Source organism: Streptosporangium longisporum (genome assembly GCF_039534895.1).
GTDB lineage: Bacteria > Actinomycetota > Actinomycetes > Streptosporangiales > Streptosporangiaceae > Streptosporangium > Streptosporangium longisporum.
In genome coordinates, this window is the sequence record NZ_BAAAWD010000007.1 from 747,785 (window position 1) to 765,431 (window position 17,647).

A 17,647-nucleotide genomic window follows, 5' to 3' on the forward strand; every position below is an offset into this window, starting at 1 on the left:
CTGAAGTCTCGTCGGCCGTTCCGGGTGGTTCGCACTCCCTTGACGACGGCGGTGGCCGCCCTGACACTTGCCCGGAACCCCTGAAAGATCTCCGTGACCCCGACCGTTTCCCGCTCCGTTTTGTTAACGCTAACATCCCTCGGGGAGGCACCGCATGCCGAGTCCCACCCTCGGCGCGGTGCGCGATGTCGTGACGACCGGCCGATCGTCCGGAGTGCCATCCCTCCACCCTCCAGGAGTACCCCTCATGTCCCGAAGAAAGGGCATCATCGGCGCGATCTGCGCGCTTCTCCTCAGCCTCGGCTGCCTGGTCGCGGTCACGGCGCCCGCCCAGGCGGTGGGCGAGACCACCTTCCGCAACCCGCTGCTGCCCAACGGCGCCGACCCGTGGCTGCAGTACCACGCGGGCAACTACTACCTGGCCACCACCACGTGGAACTCCCAGCTGGTGATGCGCAAGTCGCCCACCCTGGCCGGTCTGCGCACCGCCGCCCCGCAGCACGTCTGGTCGGAGACCGCCGCCGACAGCTGCTGCAACTTCTGGGCCTTCGAGTTCCACCGGCTCAACGGCCCCAACGGCACCCGCTGGTACATGATGTACACCTCCGGGGTGAGCGCCAACCTCGACCGCCAGCACCTGACCGTGCTGGAGAGCGCCGGTGACGACCCGATGGGGCCGTACACCCTCAAGGGCTCGCCGATGCCGGGCACCTGGAACATCGACGGCTCCTACCTGCAGCTCAACGGGCAGCTCTACCTGCTGTGGTCGGAGTGGCAGGGGGCCGACCAGAGCCTGTGGATCGCCCGGATGAGCGACCCCTGGACGGTCACCGGTTCCAGGGTCCTCATCTCCAGGCCCACCCACTCCTGGGAGACCGTGGGCGGGCGCACCAACGAGGCGCCCGAGGTGCTGCAGCGCAACGGGAAGACCTTCATCGTGTACTCGGCCAGCTCCTGCAACACGCCGGACTACAAGCTCGGCATGCTCACCCTGACCGGGAGCAACCCGCTCAGCGCCTCCTCCTGGACCAAGGCGCCCAACCCGGTCTTCCAGCGCGGCAACGGCGTGTACGGCCCTGGTCACCACGGCTTCTTCACCTCCCCGGACGGCACCGAGGACTGGATCGTCTACCACGGCAACGCCTCCACGAGCGAAGGTTGCGGCAGCACCCGGTCCACCCGGGCGCAGAAGTTCACCTGGAACTCCGACGGCACCCCGAACTTCGGCGCGCCCGTCTCCACGAGCACCGACCTGCCGGTGCCCTCCGGCGAGCTGGGCCCGATCACCACGGCGGTGAAGGGCGCCGCGTACACGCTCGTCAACCGCAACAGCGGCCTGTGCCTGGCCACCACCGGCGGATCGGCCGCCGACGGGGCGAACGTCGCCCAGCACTCCTGCTCCGGTACGGCCGCCCAGTGGGTGCTGGACCCCACCGCCGACGGCCACCACCGGCTGGTCAACAAGCAGAGCAACAAGGCCCTGGACGTGGCCGACTGCGGCACCGCCGACGGCACCGACGTCCGGCAGTGGGCGTGGCTGGACAACACCTGCCAGCAGTGGCAGCCGATCACCACCTCCGACGGCTGGCTGCGGCTGCAGAGCCGCAGCAGCGGCAAGGTGCTCGACGTGGCCGACTGCGGCACCGCCGACGGCGCCGACGTCCGGCAGCGGACCTGGTCGAACACCACCTGCCAGCAGTGGAGGCTGCAGCCGGTCGGGAACGTCGCGATCACCAGCCTGCAGAGCGGCAAGGTGCTCGACGTGGCCGACTGCTCGACCGGCAACGGCGCGAACGTCCGCCAGTGGCCCTGGCTCAACACCGACTGCCAGAAGTGGACCTTCGGTCACACCGACAACGGCCACTACCGGATCCGCCCCGCCCACAGCACCGGGAGCTGCCTGATCGTGAACGCCGCCTCCACCGCCGACGGCGCCGACGTGACGCAGGGGGCCTGCTCCGGCAACAACTCCCAGTGGCGCCTGGAGGTGCTCACCGACGGCTCGGTCCGGTTCACGGCCCGGCACAGCGGCAAGGCCCTCGACCTCGCCTCCTGCGGGCTGGCGGCCGGTGCCGAGATCGCGCAGTGGGCCTGGCTGGACAACATCTGCCAGCGGTTCGCCATCAGGGCCGTCTGAGCGATCGGCCCCGGGGCGTCCGGTCCTTCCCGGCCGGACGCCCTTGCCCGGATCCCGGCCGGGCGTCCTTTCCCGGGAACCCGGGATCCTGGCCTCTCCGGCCGGGAGCGCCGGTCCGGTCCGCCCGCCGGAGTCCCGGTCACCCGGGGCACCGTCGGTGCCGGTCGGCGAATCGATGAATCAGCGAATCGGCAGATCGGCGGGTCAGCGGGTCCGGCGCGAACGGAGATCGTACCGGCGCGGCCTGATCCGCGGCGCCGGCCGTTCCGGCGCCGGACCTGTCCCGTTCGCCGGACCCGTCCCGTTCTCCGATCCGGTCCCGGCTCCGTTTCCAGCCCCGTTCTCCGTCCCGGTCCCGGGTCCGTTCTCCGGTCCGGGGGGCGGTGAGGCCGGTGCGGGGGGTTGCTCCGGGGTCGGGGCCGGGGCCGCTCTGCCGGGCTCGGCGACCTCGGGGATCACCGGGGCGGTGACGACCTCCGTGCGGGGCTCCTCGACCGGCTGGCCGGTGGACAGGTCGACGGCCGTGCCGTGGTGGCTGGTCGCGGCGTGCGAGGCGGCGAACAGGATGAGCACGTTGACCAGCTTCAGGAACAGCAGCATGCCCACCGCGCCCGCGACGACCTGGTACGCCGGGTTCGCCGAGCTCGCGTTGAAGTAGGCCTGCCCGAGGTTCTTGATCAGCTCCAGCCCGATCGTGATGATCAGGGCCGGGCCGATGACCCGGCGCGGGGAGAGGCGCATCCGGGGGGTGAGCGTCAGCAGCGCCGTCGACAGCAGCAGGTTCACGCCGATGCCGAGCACGAAGGCCGCGGCCGAGAGCGTCCAGCGCGCCGGGGTCGCCTCGGTCCCGATCGTCTCCCCGATCAGCCAGGCCAGCGCGGTCTGGGCGCCGAAGGAGAGGGTCAGCGAGATCGACAGCAGCAGCCCGAGCATGACCATCACGGCCAGGTCGATCAGCCAGCGCAGGAAGAAGTTCCCCGGGTACTGCACCAGCCCCCAGACGGCCCGGATGGAGGAGCGCATGGAGTCGATCCAGAACAGGCCGGTCAGCGGCAGGCCGAAGGAGGCGATCACCCCGGCCGTGTCCCGCGCGTCGCGCAGCGCCTGCACGTTCAGGCGCGGCAGCGTCTCGCTCAGGTAGTTCTCCACCTGGGAGATCGCGGCCGGTGTGTCCATCACATGGCCGATGATCACGAAGCCCAGCAGGACCAGCGCGAAGGTGGCGTAGAACGCGTGATAGGTCATGCCCGCCGAGAGGCGGCCCGCGTCGGTGCGGTCGTAGTGGATGGCGGCGCGGACGAGATGGTCGAGCCAGTCGTACCGCTGCCGTAGGTCGTTCCATCCCCTGGTGAGCCGGTCGGTCCACCGGCTTGCCCTCGCGGTGGCCGTCATGAGGCCAGACCCTACCCGCAGGAACGCGTTTCACCGCCGCCGACCACCGTCGGGATGCGCGGGAGTGTCCCTCAGGGCGCCGGACGGGGCTGGGCCGCCGATGGGGGCTCGTAGGCCAGGGCGAACATCCCGCAGAGATCGCGCAGGCACTCCTCGAAGACCGGCTCGAAATCGGTGTAGGCGAAGCTCAGCTGGTTCATGACCTCCATGCACAGCAGGCCGTACAGCCTCGTCCAGGCGGAGAGGAAGACGTGCAGCGCCGCGGGCGGCATCGGCTCGCCGATCCTGGCCGAGTACGCGTCGAGCTGGGCGCGCAGGGACGGGGCCAGATCCTCAGGGCGCGGGACCGGGAACCCCCCGGCCTCCCAGATCTTCACGATCTCTCCCAGGAAGATCTTCTCGAACTCGTTCCCCGCCTCGTAGCGGGAGGACTCGAAGCCCGAGTCGGCGGGGGAGGGGGCCGGGCTGGCGAACATCCAGCCGAACTCGGCGCAGTGGGTGATCGCCCAGCCGCGCAGGGCACGGCACATGGCGAGCAGCCGCCGGGCGGCGGGGGCCGCGGCCCATGTCCGGCGCGTCTCCTCGACGGTGCCGGCGAGCTCACGGTAGAAACCGGCGGTCACGTCCGCGACCAGTTCGTCGTAGCCGGAGTAGTAGCGGTACAGGGCGGGACCGCTCATCCCCATCTCGCGGGCGACGGCGTTGATCGTCACGGCCGAGGAGCCCTGGGTGACCAGCAGTTTCCGCGCGACGGCATGGATCTGCCGCAGGGTGGTCCGCCGCAGCCGCTCCCTGCGGCTCGTGGCGCTCGGTGTGCTCATCGCCTCTTCCTCGTCGGGATCTCGTTGACATCATAGAGCATGGTCGTGTTAGCATCAATAACAAAGTTATAGGGTCAAACTCTTTGCTTTATCAGTATGTTCTTGTTTTCTAAAGCGGCCTCCGTTCCCAAGGATGCCGAGACAGGTGCCGAATACATTCCGACCATTTCCGAGGAGCACCGAGTGAACGCCGGCCGAGCGGTTTCCGGACGTCGCCGCCCTTCCCTCAACCCGCTGGAGCGCATCTTCGCCAAGCACGTCGCCGAGGGCACGGTGATGGAGGCGAGCATGGTCACGCCCACGATGAGACGCATCCGCATCCACTGCCGGGAGCTGAACGAGCGCCCCTACGTGCCGGGACAGCACGTCAGGATCGAGATCAACGACCCGCTCTCGCTGTACGGGATCCTCCGTCCCGTCGAGACGCTCCGGACCTACACGATCTGGGAGCACTCGCCCGAGTCGCGGGAGTTCGAGCTCCGTGCCCACCTCTACGACGGTGAGGGGATCGGCCTGACCTGGGCGCGCAACGTGATGATCGGCGACCGGGTGAGGTTCTGGGGGCCGATGGGGGACTTCACGACTCGGCCCGCGCCGTACCACCTGTTCGTCGGCGAGGAGACCGCGACGGTGGCGTTCGGCCCGATGATCCGCGTCCTCGGGCCGCAGGCGGCGGTGTTCGCGGTGCTGGAGAGCGACACCGAGGAGGACGAGGTCCCGGTGCCCGGCGGACCCCACAGGCTGCACCGTGTCCACCGGAACGGCGCCTCGGCCGTGTCCTCCGAGGCGCTGCTCGCCGGGGTGGCGGAGCTCGACCTCCCCGGCAACGCCGGGACGGCGTACGTCGCAGGGGAGGCCCGGACGTGCCGGCTCGTCCGCGACCACCTGGTCCGCGAGCACGACTGGCCCCACACGTCGATCAGGGTCAAGCCGTTCTGGACACCGGACAAGCGGGGCCTGCACCACTGAGGTGATCCCGGCGAGATGGTTCGGGGATCGGGGCCCTCCTCCCGGCTTCCCCGGCTGCCCGGCGGGCGTCCGGCGTTTCGCGGGTTCGACGGTACCGACGACGATCCGCCGTGACGGCGCCCGGACACCTCCCGCCGCAGGATCGCGCGGGTGAGGCAGAAGCGGTGAGGTGCCGGTTCAGGGGGCCGCCGGTGGCTGGACGCGGCGTCACAGGGTGGAGGTGAGCCCTTCTCCGATCTTCTTCAGTTCGACGTCGACGGCCTCGGTACCGGAGAACGTCTCGGCGTACACCGGGCTGAACCTGATCTCGGCCCACTGCCTGTCGCTCATTCTGAGGAAGAGGGTCGGGGTGCCCTTCATGCCGTCCTCACCGACGCCCTGCACGACCAGGTAGCCGCTCCGGTCGCCGACGGTCACCTCCGCGCCGTCCTTCTCGGCGCGATACGCCCGGACACGATCGTCGACCTTCCGGACGTTCTCCTGCTCGTGCATGCAGATCTCGACCCGATAGAAGCCCTTCTCGTCGCCCTTGTCGTTGTACGACGTCGCGTACCAGTCGCCCAGGTCCACCGACCGCCGGGACCATCGCAGCCCGTCGGGCAGGTATCCCACCTTGACGTGCCCGAACTCCCTGCCGTCGCCCAGGTCCCCGAGGTCCGGCGGGTCGGTCGGCGCGGGCGGGGTGTCGTCGATGGCGGGCGGTTCCTGTACCGCGGGGAACGTGCTCCGGTCGCCGGTCGTGGGCGGCGAACCGAGGGTCAGGTCGGCGACGGACGGAGCGACGACCACGAGTGCGGCCACGGACGCGGCCGTCACCGCGGCCCTGGCCCTCCTCCTCTTGATCCGGGAGGAACGCACCACCCGCCCCAGCAGGTCGGGCGCGGCGTGCATTCTCGCCGTCCCCTCCGTCATGAGCCGGCGGATCTCGTCCTCAAGCGTGAGCATCCTTGATCGCTCCTTCCAGTGTTTCCCGGCCGAGCGCCGAACGGAGCTTGGCCATGGCCTTCGACGTCTGGCTCTTGACCGTGCCGACCGCGCATCCGAGCACCTCGGCGGTCTGCGTCTCGCTGAGGTCCTCCCAGTACCGCAGGACGATCACCGCCCGCTGCCGGGGCGGCAGGGTTCGCAGCGCGTCCATGAGCACGTGGAACAGGTCGGGGTCACTCGCACGGACCGACGTCTCCGGCGGACTGTGCATGGGGATGATGTTGAGGATCGCCCGGCGGCGGGCGCGGTTGATGACGGCGTTGATGATGACGCGCCGTACATAGGCGTCGGGGTTGTCGTAGCGGGCCACCCGGTCCCAGTTCTTGTAGGTACGCTCGAGCGCCGTCTGCAGCAGGTCCTCGGCCTCGGTCTCGTCGCCACAGGTGAGGTAGGCGACCCGCAGCAGGCTGGTGGCGCGTGCGGCCACGAAAGCGCCGAAGTCGGGTTCCAGGTCACTCACGGCTGTCCGTCCACTTTCACGCCTCCTAACACACTTCGGCCCTCGCGACGGTTGCCCGCTCGCGCGGAGAACTCTGCGGGCAACCCTTCGGACGGCTCAGGTGTGTGGACGAGTGTGACTTCGAATCGATGGAGCAGTCCGATGACGTTCGCGACCATGCCGTCCCGGCGGTCGATCATTCTCGGTGTCGCCCTGGCCGTGGGCGCCACCGTCCTGGGCGCGCCGTCCGCCGGCGCGGGCACTCCCCCGGAGGGTGCCTACTGGCACACCAGGACGCTGGAGACGTCCCCCCACCCCTGGCGGTTCGGTACGGACTCGAACCCCTATTCGCTGGTCGAGCGGCATGTCTTCGAACGGTGGAGCGCTCCCGGCGGCAGGGCCTGGTACGGCGGCCGGGACCTGGGGACGCTGCCCAGGACCGCGGCGGACAGGAAGGCATGGCGACGCGACGGCTCCCCCTCCAGGTGGAGCGAATCGATCGACGGCAAGACGGTGAAGCTGTCCACCGAGCCCGGCCGGGGTTCCCTGACCCCCGCACCGAGGGAACAGGACTGGTTCGAGTTCGCGGGGCAGCGGCTGACGTACGACGAGGTTCAGCGTCTGCCCGCCGACGTGGGCCGTCTGAAGGAGTGGCTCACGAGGGCGGGTCAGGTAGGCCGGGAGATGGACCTGGCCGGCTGGCTCAAGGAAACCCTGCCTGTGCTCCTGCATGACGTTCCCGCCCCGAGGGAGGTCCGCGTCGCGGCCTACCGGGCCCTGCTGACGCTGCCGGGCGTCCGCGCCGACGGCGACGCACAGGACGACCTGGGCAGACCCGGTGCCGCCGTCGTGATCGACATGTCCGTCAAGGCGGCGAGGAAGGCGCCCTCGACCACGGTGAGGGTGATCGTCGACACCGGCAGGATGGTGTTGCTGTCGCAGAGCCACACGGGCACGGTCGACGGCAAGGCGTCCGCGGAGTGGTCCTACGAGCAGACGCTGATCGAGGTCGGCTGGACGAACTCCCGGCCTGCCGTGCCGGCTCTGCCCTGACGCACGATCTCTCGAAGGCGGCGACCGGAGGCCTTCGTGGCTCGTGTCGCCGTGTCATCCCGGCGGATGATGATCCTTTCCGGCCCACCCGCCGCGTCACTCCGGGTTCCTCCCCGAGGACGAAGGACGGGCCGGACATCGCTGGAAGGCTCCTGGGAGGACACCGGAACGGCCACCAGGAGATCACCGATGACAGCTTCCGCACGAACCGCCCGAGCCCGCCGTACCGGGTGGACCATCGCCGGGCTGGGGGTCGCCGCCGCGCTGACGGTGCAGGCCGCACCTCCGGCGGTGGCCGGACCCGTGCCGTACGGGAAGGGTCCGGCCGCCGAGGGAGGCGTGCCGGGATCACCCGCGTCCGTCCTGGCCGGCCCGCCGGGGTCACCGGCGTCCGGCCCGGCCGGCGCGTCCGGTACGTCCGCGAAGGCCCTCGGGGTGTCGCTGCCGGCGCCCACCGGGCGGCACCCGATCGGCACGGTCTCCCTGCACCTGGTGGACCGGTCGCGCCCGGACTCCCTGGTGCCCTCCCAGCCCTACCGGGAGCTCATGGTGAGCCTCTGGTATCCGGCCCGCCGGTCGGGGAACCTCCCCCTGGCGCCGCAGATGCCGCCGCTGGCCGCGGCCGACTTCGACCGGGACACGGCCGCCGACCTGGGGATAAAGCCCGGTGAGGTGGACTGGGCGGCGACCAGGACGCACGCCCGCGCCGGTGCCCCGGTGGACCGCGGCGCGGGCGGCCTGCCGGTCGTGCTGTTCTCACCGGGGTACGAGGCCCCGCGCACGCTCAGCACCGTCCTGGTCGAGGAGTTGGCCAGCCGCGGCTACCTCGTCGTCACGGTCGACCACACCCACCAGCTGGACCAGGTGGAGTTCCCCGGCGGCCGGGTCGAGAGGTCCAAGCTCCCGCCGGTGCGGACCGAGCAGGAGCAGGCGAGGCTGTTCGACATCCTGATGCCGACCCGGGTCGCGGACATGCGGTTCGTCCTGGACCGGCTGGCGCACCTGGACCGCGGGCGGAACCCCGACGCGGCGCGCGCGAGGCTGCCGTCCGGGCTGCGCGGCGCCCCGGACCTGTCCCGTGTCGGCGTCTTCGGCCACTCCATGGGCGGGGCCACGGCCGCCCAGCTCGTGCACGACGACCGGCGCGTCGACGCGGGGGCCAACCTCGACGGCGTCCTGCTGGGGCCGGTCGCGAAAAGCGGCGTGTCCAGGCCGTTCCTGCAGGTGGCGGGGGAGACCACCACCCGTCGGACCGAGCCCACCTGGAAGTCCTTCTGGGAGGGCTCCACCGGCTGGAAGCGCGAGGTGCGGTTCACCGGGGCGCGGCACTTCTCGTTCTTCGACCTCCAGGCGATGTTCCCGCAGATCGCCGGGGAGCTGAAGGACGTGCCCGTCGCCGAGACCATCGGGACGATCGACCCCGCGCGCTCGGTCGCGGCCCAGCGCGCCCACCTGGCCGCCTTCTTCGACCTGCACCTGCGGGGACGGCACACCCGCCTCTTCGACCGTCCTTCCAGGGCCTACCCCGAGGTGAAGCCGATCCCGTAGTCCGATGCCCGTCCTGGGAGTGCAACCTGGGGTGTAGCCGGATCTCGGCCCGGAGAGGGAATCCGACAAAACGGATGATACGTATCGTTGGGCCCGTGTTCAGCAGACCGCGCGCCTGGGTGGCGCGCCACGGTGTCCTCGGGGACGCCCTCGTCGTCGCGCCGCTGGTCCCCCTCTGCCTGATCCAGGTGATCCACCCGGGCGGGCCGGGGATGCGCACGGGTGGCCCGTGGGGCGGCCTCGTCCTGGTCGCGGCCCTGCTGATCCCGCTGATCTGGCGGCGCCGGTACCCGCTCACGGTCTTCGCGGTCGTCGCGTCGGTGAGCTTCGCCCAGTGGGCGGCGGGCCTGGACATGGTCGCCGGGAACATCGCGGTGCTGGTCGCCATGTACGGGGTGGCCTCCCTGTGCCGGACGCGCTGGGCGATCGCGGCCGGGGCGGTCGCCCAGCTCGGCATCCTGCTCGTGGTGTTCCGGCCGGACGGCACGGTGCCCGTACTGGTCAAGGAGTACGCCGCGTTCTCCGTGTTCGTCGTGGCGATCTGGATCGCCGGGATCAACGCCGGCACCCGCCGCCGGTACGTGGAGAGCCTGGTGGGACGGGCGGAACAGGCGGAGAGGGAGCGGGGCCAGCAGGCCCTCATCGCGGCCGCCGCCGAGCGGGTGCGCATCGCCCGCGAGCTCCACGACGTGGTCGCGCACAACATGAGTGTGATCGTCATCCACGCGGACGGCGCCGGGTACGCCCTCGACGGCGACCCCGAGCTGGCCCGCCAGGCCCTGCGGACCATCTCGACGACGGGCCGCAGGGGGCTCGCCGAGATGCGCCGGCTGGTGGGCGTGCTGCGCGACGACACCGGGACCGCGGAACCGCACGCCCCCCAGCCGGGCCTGGCGCGGCTCGGCGAGCTCGTCGACCAGGCGCGGGCGTCCGGCCTGCCGACCGAGCTCGCCGTCCGCGGGACCCCCCGGGACCTGCCCGAGGGGGAGCAGCTGGTGATCTACCGGATCGTCCAGGAGGCGCTGACGAACACCCTCAGGCACGCCGGGCCGGGCACCCGGGCCACCGTCGAGCTCGGGTTCGGCCACGACGAGGTCGAGCTGGAGATCGCCGACGACGGCCGGGGGCCGGCCGGGCCCGGGAACACCGGTGGCCACGGGCTGGCCGGCATGCGCGAGAGGGCGGCGGTGTACGGCGGGACGGTCAGGGCGGCTCCCCGCTCCGGCGGCGGCTTCCGGGTGCTCGCCCGCATCCCCGTGGGCCGGGACGAATGAGTCCTCACGGCGCGCGGCGGGGTACCGTCCACCGCGACACGCCGCGACCGGACGCCGCGGAACGGGCGCCGTTCGGACGGGTGTCGCCGGAACGGGACCCGTCGCGGCGGGATCTGCCGGGGCGAGGACCGGAAGGACGGGCCCCGGGAAGACGGGCGCCGGGAGGGCGGACATCGCCGGAGCGGGGTGGGACACCATGATCCGAGTCGTGCTGGTCGACGACCAGGAACTCGTCCGGACGGGATTCCGGCTGGTCCTGCGCTCACAGCCGGACATCGAGCTGGTCGGCGAGGCCGCGGACGGCGCGGCGGCGATCGAGGTGCTGCGCGCGATCGAGGCCGACGTGGTGCTCATGGACGCGCGGATGCCGCGGATGGGAGGCGTCGAGGCGACCGGCCTCATCCGCGACGGCGCCACCGGCGGGACGCCGAAGGTGCTCATCCTCACCACGTTCGACCTGGACGAGTACGCCTTCGCCGCGATCAAGGCCGGAGCGTCGGGCTTCCTGCTCAAGGACGTGCCCCCGGCCGACCTGTTCGGCGCCATCAGGTCGGTGCACGCGGGGGACGCCGTGGTCGCGCCGAGCACGACCCGGCGCCTGCTGGAGCGCTTCGCCGTCCACCTGCCGGACGGCATCCCCAGGAGGGACGCGCACGGGCTCACCGCGCGGGAGCGGGAGGTGCTCCTGCACGTGGCGCGCGGCCTGTCGAACACCGAGATCGCCGAACGGCTCCGGCTGGCCGAGGCGACGGTGAAGACGCACCTCAACCGGATCCTCGCCAAGCTGGACCTGCGCGGCCGTGCCCAGGCCGTGGTCTACGCCTACGAGAGCGGCCTCGTCATTCCAGACCGTCCCGGGGACTGACGTCCCGGACCCCCGACCCCTCTCCGGTACCGGCCCGATCGGACCCGGGAACGAAGCCGAGATTGCCTAATTCACTATTTATTGGTAGGAAATAGGCATGTTCACGACCGCGCGTCTGGTCCGGCGCCTCCACCTCGACCTGTGCCGGGTGGCCGGCTCGACCTGTCGCTCCTGACCGCCGCCTTCCGTCCGCGGCCACCCGCCTTCCTTTCCGCGTCATGCCGCGTCCCGCTCCCGGCGGCGCGGACCGATGACCTCCCGGAGTGACAGCCGTGACCTCTTCCGCCCCCACCTCCCTCTCCCCGGACCCCGTCGCGCCGGACCCCGACGCCGGTTCCGTCCGCCCCCCGGGCCCGCGTGCCCCGCAAGGCGCGCGCCCCGGCCGGGAACCGGCCCGGTACGCCCGGACGGCCCGGCGGTTCGGCGTGCGCGCGCTGTCGCTGCTCGTCCTGCTCGGGCTCTGGCAGCTCGCCGCGGTCGCGGCGGACAACCCGTCGTTCGTGCCCGCCCCTGGCGCGGTGTGGGACCAGCTGCTGCTGCTGTCCAGCACCCATGACGGGATCCGCGGCTACAGCGGCAACCTTCTCGTGGAGCACCTGGGCATCAGCCTGCGCCGCATCCTCATCGGCTCGGCGCTCGGGGTGGCGGGCGGCCTGGTGCTGGGCGTCGTGCTCGGCGTCGTGCCGTGGATCCGCTTCGTGGCCGAACCGGTGGTGACCTTCGTCCGGGCCCTTCCCCCGCTCGCGTACTTCAGCCTGCTGATCATCTGGTTCGGCATCGACGAGACCCCCAAGCTGTGGCTGCTCGCCATCGCGGCGCTTCCCCCGGTCGCGGTGGCCACGGCCGCCGCGGTGCACGGCGCCCCCGCCGGCCTGGTGGAGGCGGCCCGCGCGCTGGGCGCGTCCCGGTGGAGCACGATCAAGGACGTGGTGCTGCCCAGCGCACTGCCGGAGATCTTCACCGGTGTACGGCTGGCCGTGGGCATCGCCTACTCCTCGGTGGTCGCCGCGGAGACCGTGAACGGCGTGCCGGGCATCGGCGGCATGGTCCGCGACGCCCAGCGCTACCTGCAGACCGACGTCGTGGTCCTCGGGCTGTTCGCCATCGGCATCTCCGGGTTGCTCCTCGACGGCCTGCTGCGCGTCGCCGAGAACCGGCTCATCCCGTGGAGGGGCCGCGTCTGAGCCGTCCCGCCCGCCGTCCCCCCTCCCGCCGATCCCGTACCACCCGGCGCTGATCCACCCACCCGGCACCGATCCACGTACCGCCCAGCTGAGAAAGAAGCCGATCATGTCACGGCCGCGTCCGACACACCTGCTCTCGCTCCTCCTGGCCGTCGCCACGGCCCTCGCCCTGACCGGATGCGGTAACGGCACGGCCTCCGCCGGAGGCGGTGGCGGCGGCGACAAGGCGGCCAAGACCATCCGCATCGCCTACCAGGCGTTCCCCAGCGGCGACCTCATCGTGAAGAACAAGGGCTGGCTGGAGAAGGCGCTCCCCGACTACGCCATCACCTGGACGAAGTTCGACTCCGGCGCCAGCATCAACACCGCCTTCGTCGCCGGGAGCATCGACATCGCGGCCATCGGGTCGAGCCCGGTCGCGCGCGGGCTGTCCGCGCCGCTGAACATCCCCTACCAGGTGGCGTTCGTGCTGGACGTGGCCGGTGACAACGAGGCGCTGGTCGTCAGGAACGACGCCGGGATCTCGGACGTGTCCGGCCTGAAGGGCAAGAAGGTGGCCACCTCCTTCGCCTCCACCGCCCACTACAGCCTGCTCGCCGCCCTGGACCAGGCCGGAGTGGCCGAGTCCGAGGTGAAGATCGTGGACCTGGAGCCTCAGGACATCCTGGCGTCGTGGACGCGGGGCGACATCGACGCGGCCTACACCTGGCTGCCCACCCTGGAGGAGCTCAAGAAGAACGGCAAGGTGCTCATCGCCAGCCGGGAACTGGCGACCGCGGGCAAGCCCACCCTGGACCTCGGCGTGGTGTCCACCGCGTTCGTCGGCGCGCACCCCGGGGCGGTCGACGCCTGGCGCAAGGCCGAGGCCCAGGCGCTCGACCTGATCGCCAAGGACCCCGACGCCGCGGCGCAGGCGGTGGGCGCGGAGCTGAACCTGAGCAAGGAGGACGCCAAGTCCCAGCTCAGCCAGGGGGTCTTCCTGAAGCCGGCCGACCTGGCCTCGCCCGAGTGGCTCGGCACGCCCGACAAGGTCGGCGGCCTGGCGAAGAACCTGGTCAGCGCGGCCCAGTTCCTCAAGGACCAGCAGAAGATCGACTCCGTGCCCGACCTGGCGACGGTCGAGCGCGCCATCTACAACAAGGGGCTCCCCGGTGTCCTCGGCTTCTGACCTCCCGGCCCCGGGGAGCCTCGCGGGCGGCGGGCGTCCCGCGGCCACCGAGGTCCTCACCGCCGCCGGAACCACCGCAACCAACGGAATCGCCGGAACCACCGTCGGGACCACCGGGACCACCGGGGCCACCACCGGGACCGGTGTCGCGGCCGCCGACGCCGCCGTCCAGGTGAGCGACGTCGAACACGTCTACGGTACGGCCGCCGGTGCCGTGACCGCCCTGGGCCCGGTCTCGCTGACCGTCCCCAGGGGGACGTTCCTCGTGATCGTCGGCGCCTCCGGATGCGGCAAGAGCACGCTGCTGCGGCTCATCGCCGGTTTCGAGCGGCCTACCTCCGGTGTCGTCCGCAGCGGCGGCACCGAACCGGTCCCCGGCCGTGGCGCCGGGGTCGTGTTCCAGCAGCCCCGGCTCTTCCCCTGGAAGAGCGTGGGCGGCAACGTCGAGCTCGCCCTGCGGTACGCGGGCGTACCCCGCGCCGAACGCGCCCGCAGGGTGCCGGAACTGCTGGAGCGGGTGGGCCTGCACGACGTGGCCGACCGCCGGATCTGGCAGATCTCCGGAGGCCAGCAGCAGCGCGTCGCCATCGCCAGGGCACTGGCCGGCGACGACCCGCTGCTGCTGCTCGACGAGCCGTTCGCCGCCCTGGACGCGCTCACCCGCGAACGGCTCCAGGAGGACCTGCGCCGGGTGAGCGCGGAGACCGGCCGCACCTGCGTGTTCGTCACCCACAGCGTCGAGGAGGCGGTGTTCCTGGGCAGCCGCGTCGTGGTGCTCACCCGCCGTCCGGGCCGGATCGCGCTCGACCTGGACATCACCCTGCCGCGCACCGGGCTCGGCCCCGACGAGCTGCGAGCCCTTCCCGAGTACGCCGCGTTCCGCGCCACGGTCGGCCAGGCCGTCCGCGCCGCCGCCGCGTGAGAACGCCCACCCGCGAGGAGAGAACCCGATGACCGTCCGGACCGTCGACGCACCGCCCGCCACCCCCGCCACGCTGACCCTGACCCCCCTCGGACCGCACTTCGGAGCCCGCGTCGAGGGACTGGACCTGGCGACGGCCACCGACGAGGAACTGCTCGCGGTCCGCGCCGCCCTGGTCGACCGCAAGGTGCTGTTCTTCGGGGACCAGGACCTCGACGAGGACACCCAGGTCGCGCTCGGCCGCCGCATCGGCGAGCTGACCGTCTCCCACCCCGTCATCGAGGGCGTGGACGAGGCGCACCCCGAGATCTACGCCCTGGACAGCGCGGACAACGGCTTCGCCGACGTCTGGCACACCGACGTCACGTTCATGCCCCGCCCGCCGCTCGGGTCGATCCTGCGGGCCGTCGTCCTGCCGCCCACCGGCGGCGACACGAGCTGGGCGGACTCCCAGCTCGCCTACGACTCGCTCTCCGCGCCGGTACGGGACCTGGTGGACCGGCTCACCGCGGTGCACGACGGCACCCGCGAGTTCGGCTACTACCTGGCGCAGCGGCGCGGCGGCCGGGGCAACGTCTGGGAGGACGAGGCCGTCACCCGGCTGGAGCCGGTTGAGCATCCCGTCGTGCGGGTCCACCCCGAGACCGGCCGCAAGGGGATCTTCGTCAACCCCGGGTTCACCTCGCACGTCTTGGGGGTGTCGGAGGCCGAGAGCCGGGCGATCCTGGACCTGCTCTACGCCCACCTGACCAAGCCCGAGCACATCGTCCGCCACCGCTGGAGCGTCGGCGACGTCGCCATGTGGGACAACCGCTCCACCTCCCACTACGCCAACCGCGACTACGGCACCGCCCGCCGCGTGATGCACCGCATCACCCTGCGCGGTGACCGTCCCTTCGGCCCCGCTCACCCGTTCCAGGTCGCCGGGAGCGCCTGACCCGGGCCTGCCGCGCGCGGGGTGGTGCCGACCGGCCCCGCGCGTAGTAGCGTCCGGGAGATGGAGCGGGTGAGCGGGCCCGGTTACCGGCTGCGGTTCGGCTCGGGCGCGGCCGGGATGGAGCGGCTGGAGGCGTCGCTGGTCGGCACGGCGTTCGCGCCGCACCGCCACGACACGTACGCGATCGGCATGACGCTCAGGGGCGTGCAGACCTTCCGCTACCGCGGTGAGCTGCGGCACTGCCTGCCCGGCGAGTGGCACGTGCTGCACCCGGACGAGGTCCACGACGGCGCGGCCGGCACCGACGAGGGGTTCGGCTACCGGATCGTCTACCTCGACCCGTCCCTGGTGCAGCAGGCGCTGGGCGGCAGGCCGCTGCCGTTCGTCGCCGATCCCGTGGTCAGGCCCGGCGGGATGCCCGCGTCGCTGGCCGCCTGCCTGGCCGACATCGACCGTCCGCTGGAGGAGGCCGAACGCCTGGACATCGCGCTGCTCGTCGCGGACGCGCTGGAGCGGCACTCCGGGACGAGGACCGCCAGGCGGGAGCCGCTCGCGCTGGAGGCGCTCTCCCGGGTACGGGAGCTGATCGTCGCCGATCCGGTGGTCAGGCACTCGCTCGCCGAGTTCGAGGCCGTCTCGGGCCTGGACCGGTGGACGATCGCGCGCCAGTTCCGCGCCGCGTACGGCACCAGCCCGACCCGGTTCCGTACCATGCGGCAGCTCGACCGGGCGCGGCTGCTGATGGCGGGCGGGACGCCGCCGGGCGCCGCCGCGCAGGCCGCGGGCTTCGCCGACCAGAGCCACCTGACCAGGATGTTCAAGCGCGCCTACGGGCTGACACCCGCCCGCTGGACCGCCGCGCTCACGGCCCGGCGGTGAGAGCCGCGGTCCGGCGGTGAGAGTCGCGGCCCGGCGATCACGGTCCGGCGGTGACGTTCACCGCCCGACGGCCGCGATCGCGGTCACGGGCACGGTCCGGCGGTGCGGGCCACGGTCCGGCGGTGCGGGCCACGGTCCGCGGTGACGGTCGTGGTCGTGGCTACGACCGGTCCCGTACGGCCCGCGTCCTGGCCTCGATGGCGTGGACGACGGCCGCCATGTCGTCGTCGGCGTGCCCCAGCGCGAGCGTCTCCCCGAACAGGGCGTGGCAGACGTCCAGCAGCGGCGAGGCCACATCGGCCTTCCGCGCCGCCTGGGCGATGAGCCGGTTGTTCTCCAGTACGTCGGCGATGGCCGCCTGGGGGGCGAAGTCCTGCCCGATCAGCTTGCCGAGCTTGATCCGGGAGATGTCGCTGGCCATCTGGCCGGAGTCCAGCACCTCCCGGAGCCGTTCGAGGTCGAGGCCGTGCCGGTCGGCGAAGTGGAAGGACTCGGCCAGGCCGGTCACCGTCGTGATCAGGAACACGTTGACCGCGAGCTTCATCAGCAGCCCGCTGGGCACCGGGCCGCAGTCCACGGCCTGGTGGCACATCGGCCCCAGCAGCGGGCGGACCTCCTCGACGGCCGCGGGCTCGCCCGCCAGCATCGCCACGAGCCGTCCGGCCTTCGCGGGCTCGCGCGACCCCGAGACGGGCGCCTCGACGTAGCGGCCGCCCGCGGCCAGGACGTCGGCCTCCAGGCCCGCGGAGAAGACGGGCGTGGTGGTGCCCATGTGGACGATCGTGCGCCCGGCGACGGTGTCGGCGAACCCGGGGGTGCCGCGCCCGAGGACGGAATCGATCGCGGCCTCGCCGGCCAGCATCAGGAAGATCAGGCGCGCCCGCTCGAACACCTCGGCCGCGCTCGCCACCACCGTCGCCCCGGCCTCGCGCAGCGGCCCGGTCCGTTCCGCGGTGCGGTTCCACACGACGAGCGGTGTCCCCGCGCGTACCAGGTTGAGCGCCATGGGCCGCCCCATGAGCCCGAGACCGACGAAGCCGACGTCCATGTTGCCCTCCCGAGTGGGGCACCG

The 17,647-nt window shown here is 72.0% G+C and carries 17 protein-coding genes; 12 read left to right on the forward strand and 5 right to left on the reverse strand.

Features of this window, described 5'->3' with window-relative positions; genetic code table 11:
* Positions 1 to 247 precede the first annotated feature (247 nt).
* The gene (locus ABD832_RS16325; RefSeq protein ID WP_344895327.1) at positions 248 to 2,137 is read left to right on the forward strand and encodes an RICIN domain-containing protein; all 1,890 of its coding nucleotides are present in this window, start codon (positions 248 to 250) and stop codon (positions 2,135 to 2,137) included.
* A 204-nt stretch (positions 2,138 to 2,341) separates the two neighbouring features.
* Here the strand turns inward: ABD832_RS16325 and ABD832_RS16330 are convergent, their stop codons facing one another.
* Together ABD832_RS16330 and ABD832_RS16335 are read right to left on the reverse strand one after the other, a co-directional pair.
* Positions 2,342 to 3,529, reverse strand: a complete 1,188-nt coding sequence (locus ABD832_RS16330) for a YihY/virulence factor BrkB family protein (RefSeq protein ID WP_344895330.1) — start codon at positions 3,527 to 3,529, stop codon at positions 2,342 to 2,344.
* Positions 3,530 to 3,600: 71 nt separating this feature from the next.
* Positions 3,601 to 4,350 carry a TetR/AcrR family transcriptional regulator gene (locus tag ABD832_RS16335; RefSeq protein ID WP_344895333.1) on the reverse strand — a complete coding sequence of 250 codons (750 nt, stop codon included), beginning with the start codon at positions 4,348 to 4,350 and terminating at the stop codon, positions 3,601 to 3,603.
* Positions 4,351 to 4,533: 183 nt separating this feature from the next.
* Between ABD832_RS16335 and ABD832_RS16340 the strand changes: the two genes are divergently transcribed.
* On the forward strand, positions 4,534 to 5,319 hold the full coding sequence (locus ABD832_RS16340; protein ID WP_344895336.1) for a siderophore-interacting protein: 786 nt from the start codon (positions 4,534 to 4,536) through the stop codon (positions 5,317 to 5,319).
* Between the two features lie 207 nt (positions 5,320 to 5,526).
* Here ABD832_RS16340 and ABD832_RS16345 read toward each other — a convergent pair whose 3' ends face one another.
* Both ABD832_RS16345 and ABD832_RS16350 read right to left on the reverse strand, forming a co-directional pair.
* The gene (locus tag ABD832_RS16345; RefSeq protein WP_344895339.1) at positions 5,527 to 6,264 is read right to left on the reverse strand and encodes a hypothetical protein; all 738 of its coding nucleotides are present in this window, start codon (positions 6,262 to 6,264) and stop codon (positions 5,527 to 5,529) included.
* Positions 6,251 to 6,766, reverse strand: a complete 516-nt coding sequence (locus ABD832_RS16350; protein ID WP_344895341.1) for a SigE family RNA polymerase sigma factor — start codon at positions 6,764 to 6,766, stop codon at positions 6,251 to 6,253. The genes ABD832_RS16345 and ABD832_RS16350 overlap by 14 nt, the downstream gene beginning before the upstream one ends.
* A gap of 141 nt (positions 6,767 to 6,907) precedes the next feature.
* Between ABD832_RS16350 and ABD832_RS16355 the strand changes: the two genes are divergently transcribed.
* From ABD832_RS16355 to ABD832_RS16395, 10 genes are all read left to right on the forward strand, one after another.
* Positions 6,908 to 7,798 (forward strand): hypothetical protein, encoded by an 891-nt coding sequence (locus ABD832_RS16355; protein ID WP_344895344.1) that lies wholly within the window; start codon positions 6,908 to 6,910, stop codon positions 7,796 to 7,798.
* Positions 7,799 to 7,987: 189 nt separating this feature from the next.
* Positions 7,988 to 9,346, forward strand: coding sequence for an alpha/beta hydrolase family protein (locus ABD832_RS16360; protein ID WP_344895347.1), 1,359 nt, complete (start codon positions 7,988 to 7,990; stop codon positions 9,344 to 9,346).
* Positions 9,347 to 9,441: 95 nt separating this feature from the next.
* On the forward strand, positions 9,442 to 10,620 hold the full coding sequence (locus ABD832_RS16365; protein ID WP_344895350.1) for a sensor histidine kinase: 1,179 nt from the start codon (positions 9,442 to 9,444) through the stop codon (positions 10,618 to 10,620).
* 196 nt (positions 10,621 to 10,816) lie between these two features.
* A complete protein-coding gene (locus ABD832_RS16370) occupies positions 10,817 to 11,485 on the forward strand; it encodes a response regulator (protein ID WP_344895353.1) in 669 nt (222 codons plus the stop codon).
* A 97-nt stretch (positions 11,486 to 11,582) separates the two neighbouring features.
* Positions 11,583 to 11,660, forward strand: a complete 78-nt coding sequence (locus tag ABD832_RS42150) for a putative leader peptide (protein ID WP_413224804.1) — start codon at positions 11,583 to 11,585, stop codon at positions 11,658 to 11,660.
* Between the two features lie 97 nt (positions 11,661 to 11,757).
* Entirely contained in the window at positions 11,758 to 12,669 is a 912-nt protein-coding gene (locus tag ABD832_RS16375; RefSeq protein WP_344895356.1) for an ABC transporter permease, read from the forward strand.
* 106 nt (positions 12,670 to 12,775) lie between these two features.
* The gene (locus tag ABD832_RS16380) at positions 12,776 to 13,837 is read left to right on the forward strand and encodes a taurine ABC transporter substrate-binding protein (protein WP_344895359.1); all 1,062 of its coding nucleotides are present in this window, start codon (positions 12,776 to 12,778) and stop codon (positions 13,835 to 13,837) included.
* The gene (locus tag ABD832_RS16385; RefSeq protein WP_344895362.1) at positions 13,821 to 14,759 is read left to right on the forward strand and encodes an ABC transporter ATP-binding protein; all 939 of its coding nucleotides are present in this window, start codon (positions 13,821 to 13,823) and stop codon (positions 14,757 to 14,759) included. Before ABD832_RS16380 ends, ABD832_RS16385 begins: the two co-directional genes overlap by 17 nt.
* 28 nt (positions 14,760 to 14,787) lie before the next feature.
* A complete protein-coding gene (locus ABD832_RS16390) occupies positions 14,788 to 15,696 on the forward strand; it encodes a TauD/TfdA dioxygenase family protein (protein WP_344895365.1) in 909 nt (302 codons plus the stop codon).
* 60 nt (positions 15,697 to 15,756) lie between these two features.
* Positions 15,757 to 16,575 (forward strand): AraC family transcriptional regulator, encoded by an 819-nt coding sequence (locus tag ABD832_RS16395; RefSeq protein ID WP_344895368.1) that lies wholly within the window; start codon positions 15,757 to 15,759, stop codon positions 16,573 to 16,575.
* A gap of 160 nt (positions 16,576 to 16,735) precedes the next feature.
* On the opposite strand, the gene ABD832_RS16400 is transcribed toward ABD832_RS16395, so the two are convergent.
* Positions 16,736 to 17,623, reverse strand: coding sequence for an NAD(P)-dependent oxidoreductase (locus ABD832_RS16400; protein WP_344895371.1), 888 nt, complete (start codon positions 17,621 to 17,623; stop codon positions 16,736 to 16,738).
* Positions 17,624 to 17,647 lie beyond the last annotated feature (24 nt).

What these genes read in the sequence shown, in the direction of transcription:
- ABD832_RS16325 (WP_344895327.1), top strand. Translation starts at nt 248, where the DNA reads ATGTCCCGAAGAAAGGGCATCATCGGCGCGATCTGCGCGCTTCTCCTC.
- ABD832_RS16330 (WP_344895330.1), bottom strand. Translation starts at nt 3,529, where the DNA reads ATGACGGCCACCGCGAGGGCAAGCCGGTGGACCGACCGGCTCACCAGG.
- ABD832_RS16335 (WP_344895333.1), bottom strand. Translation starts at nt 4,350, where the DNA reads ATGAGCACACCGAGCGCCACGAGCCGCAGGGAGCGGCTGCGGCGGACC.
- ABD832_RS16345 (WP_344895339.1), bottom strand. Translation starts at nt 6,264, where the DNA reads ATGCTCACGCTTGAGGACGAGATCCGCCGGCTCATGACGGAGGGGACG.
- ABD832_RS16355 (WP_344895344.1), top strand. Translation starts at nt 6,908, where the DNA reads ATGACGTTCGCGACCATGCCGTCCCGGCGGTCGATCATTCTCGGTGTC.
- ABD832_RS16360 (WP_344895347.1), top strand. Translation starts at nt 7,988, where the DNA reads ATGACAGCTTCCGCACGAACCGCCCGAGCCCGCCGTACCGGGTGGACC.
- ABD832_RS16370 (WP_344895353.1), top strand. Translation starts at nt 10,817, where the DNA reads ATGATCCGAGTCGTGCTGGTCGACGACCAGGAACTCGTCCGGACGGGA.
- ABD832_RS42150 (WP_413224804.1), top strand. Translation starts at nt 11,583, where the DNA reads ATGTTCACGACCGCGCGTCTGGTCCGGCGCCTCCACCTCGACCTGTGC.
- ABD832_RS16380 (WP_344895359.1), top strand. Translation starts at nt 12,776, where the DNA reads ATGTCACGGCCGCGTCCGACACACCTGCTCTCGCTCCTCCTGGCCGTC.
- ABD832_RS16390 (WP_344895365.1), top strand. Translation starts at nt 14,788, where the DNA reads ATGACCGTCCGGACCGTCGACGCACCGCCCGCCACCCCCGCCACGCTG.
- ABD832_RS16395 (WP_344895368.1), top strand. Translation starts at nt 15,757, where the DNA reads ATGGAGCGGGTGAGCGGGCCCGGTTACCGGCTGCGGTTCGGCTCGGGC.
- ABD832_RS16400 (WP_344895371.1), bottom strand. Translation starts at nt 17,623, where the DNA reads ATGGACGTCGGCTTCGTCGGTCTCGGGCTCATGGGGCGGCCCATGGCG.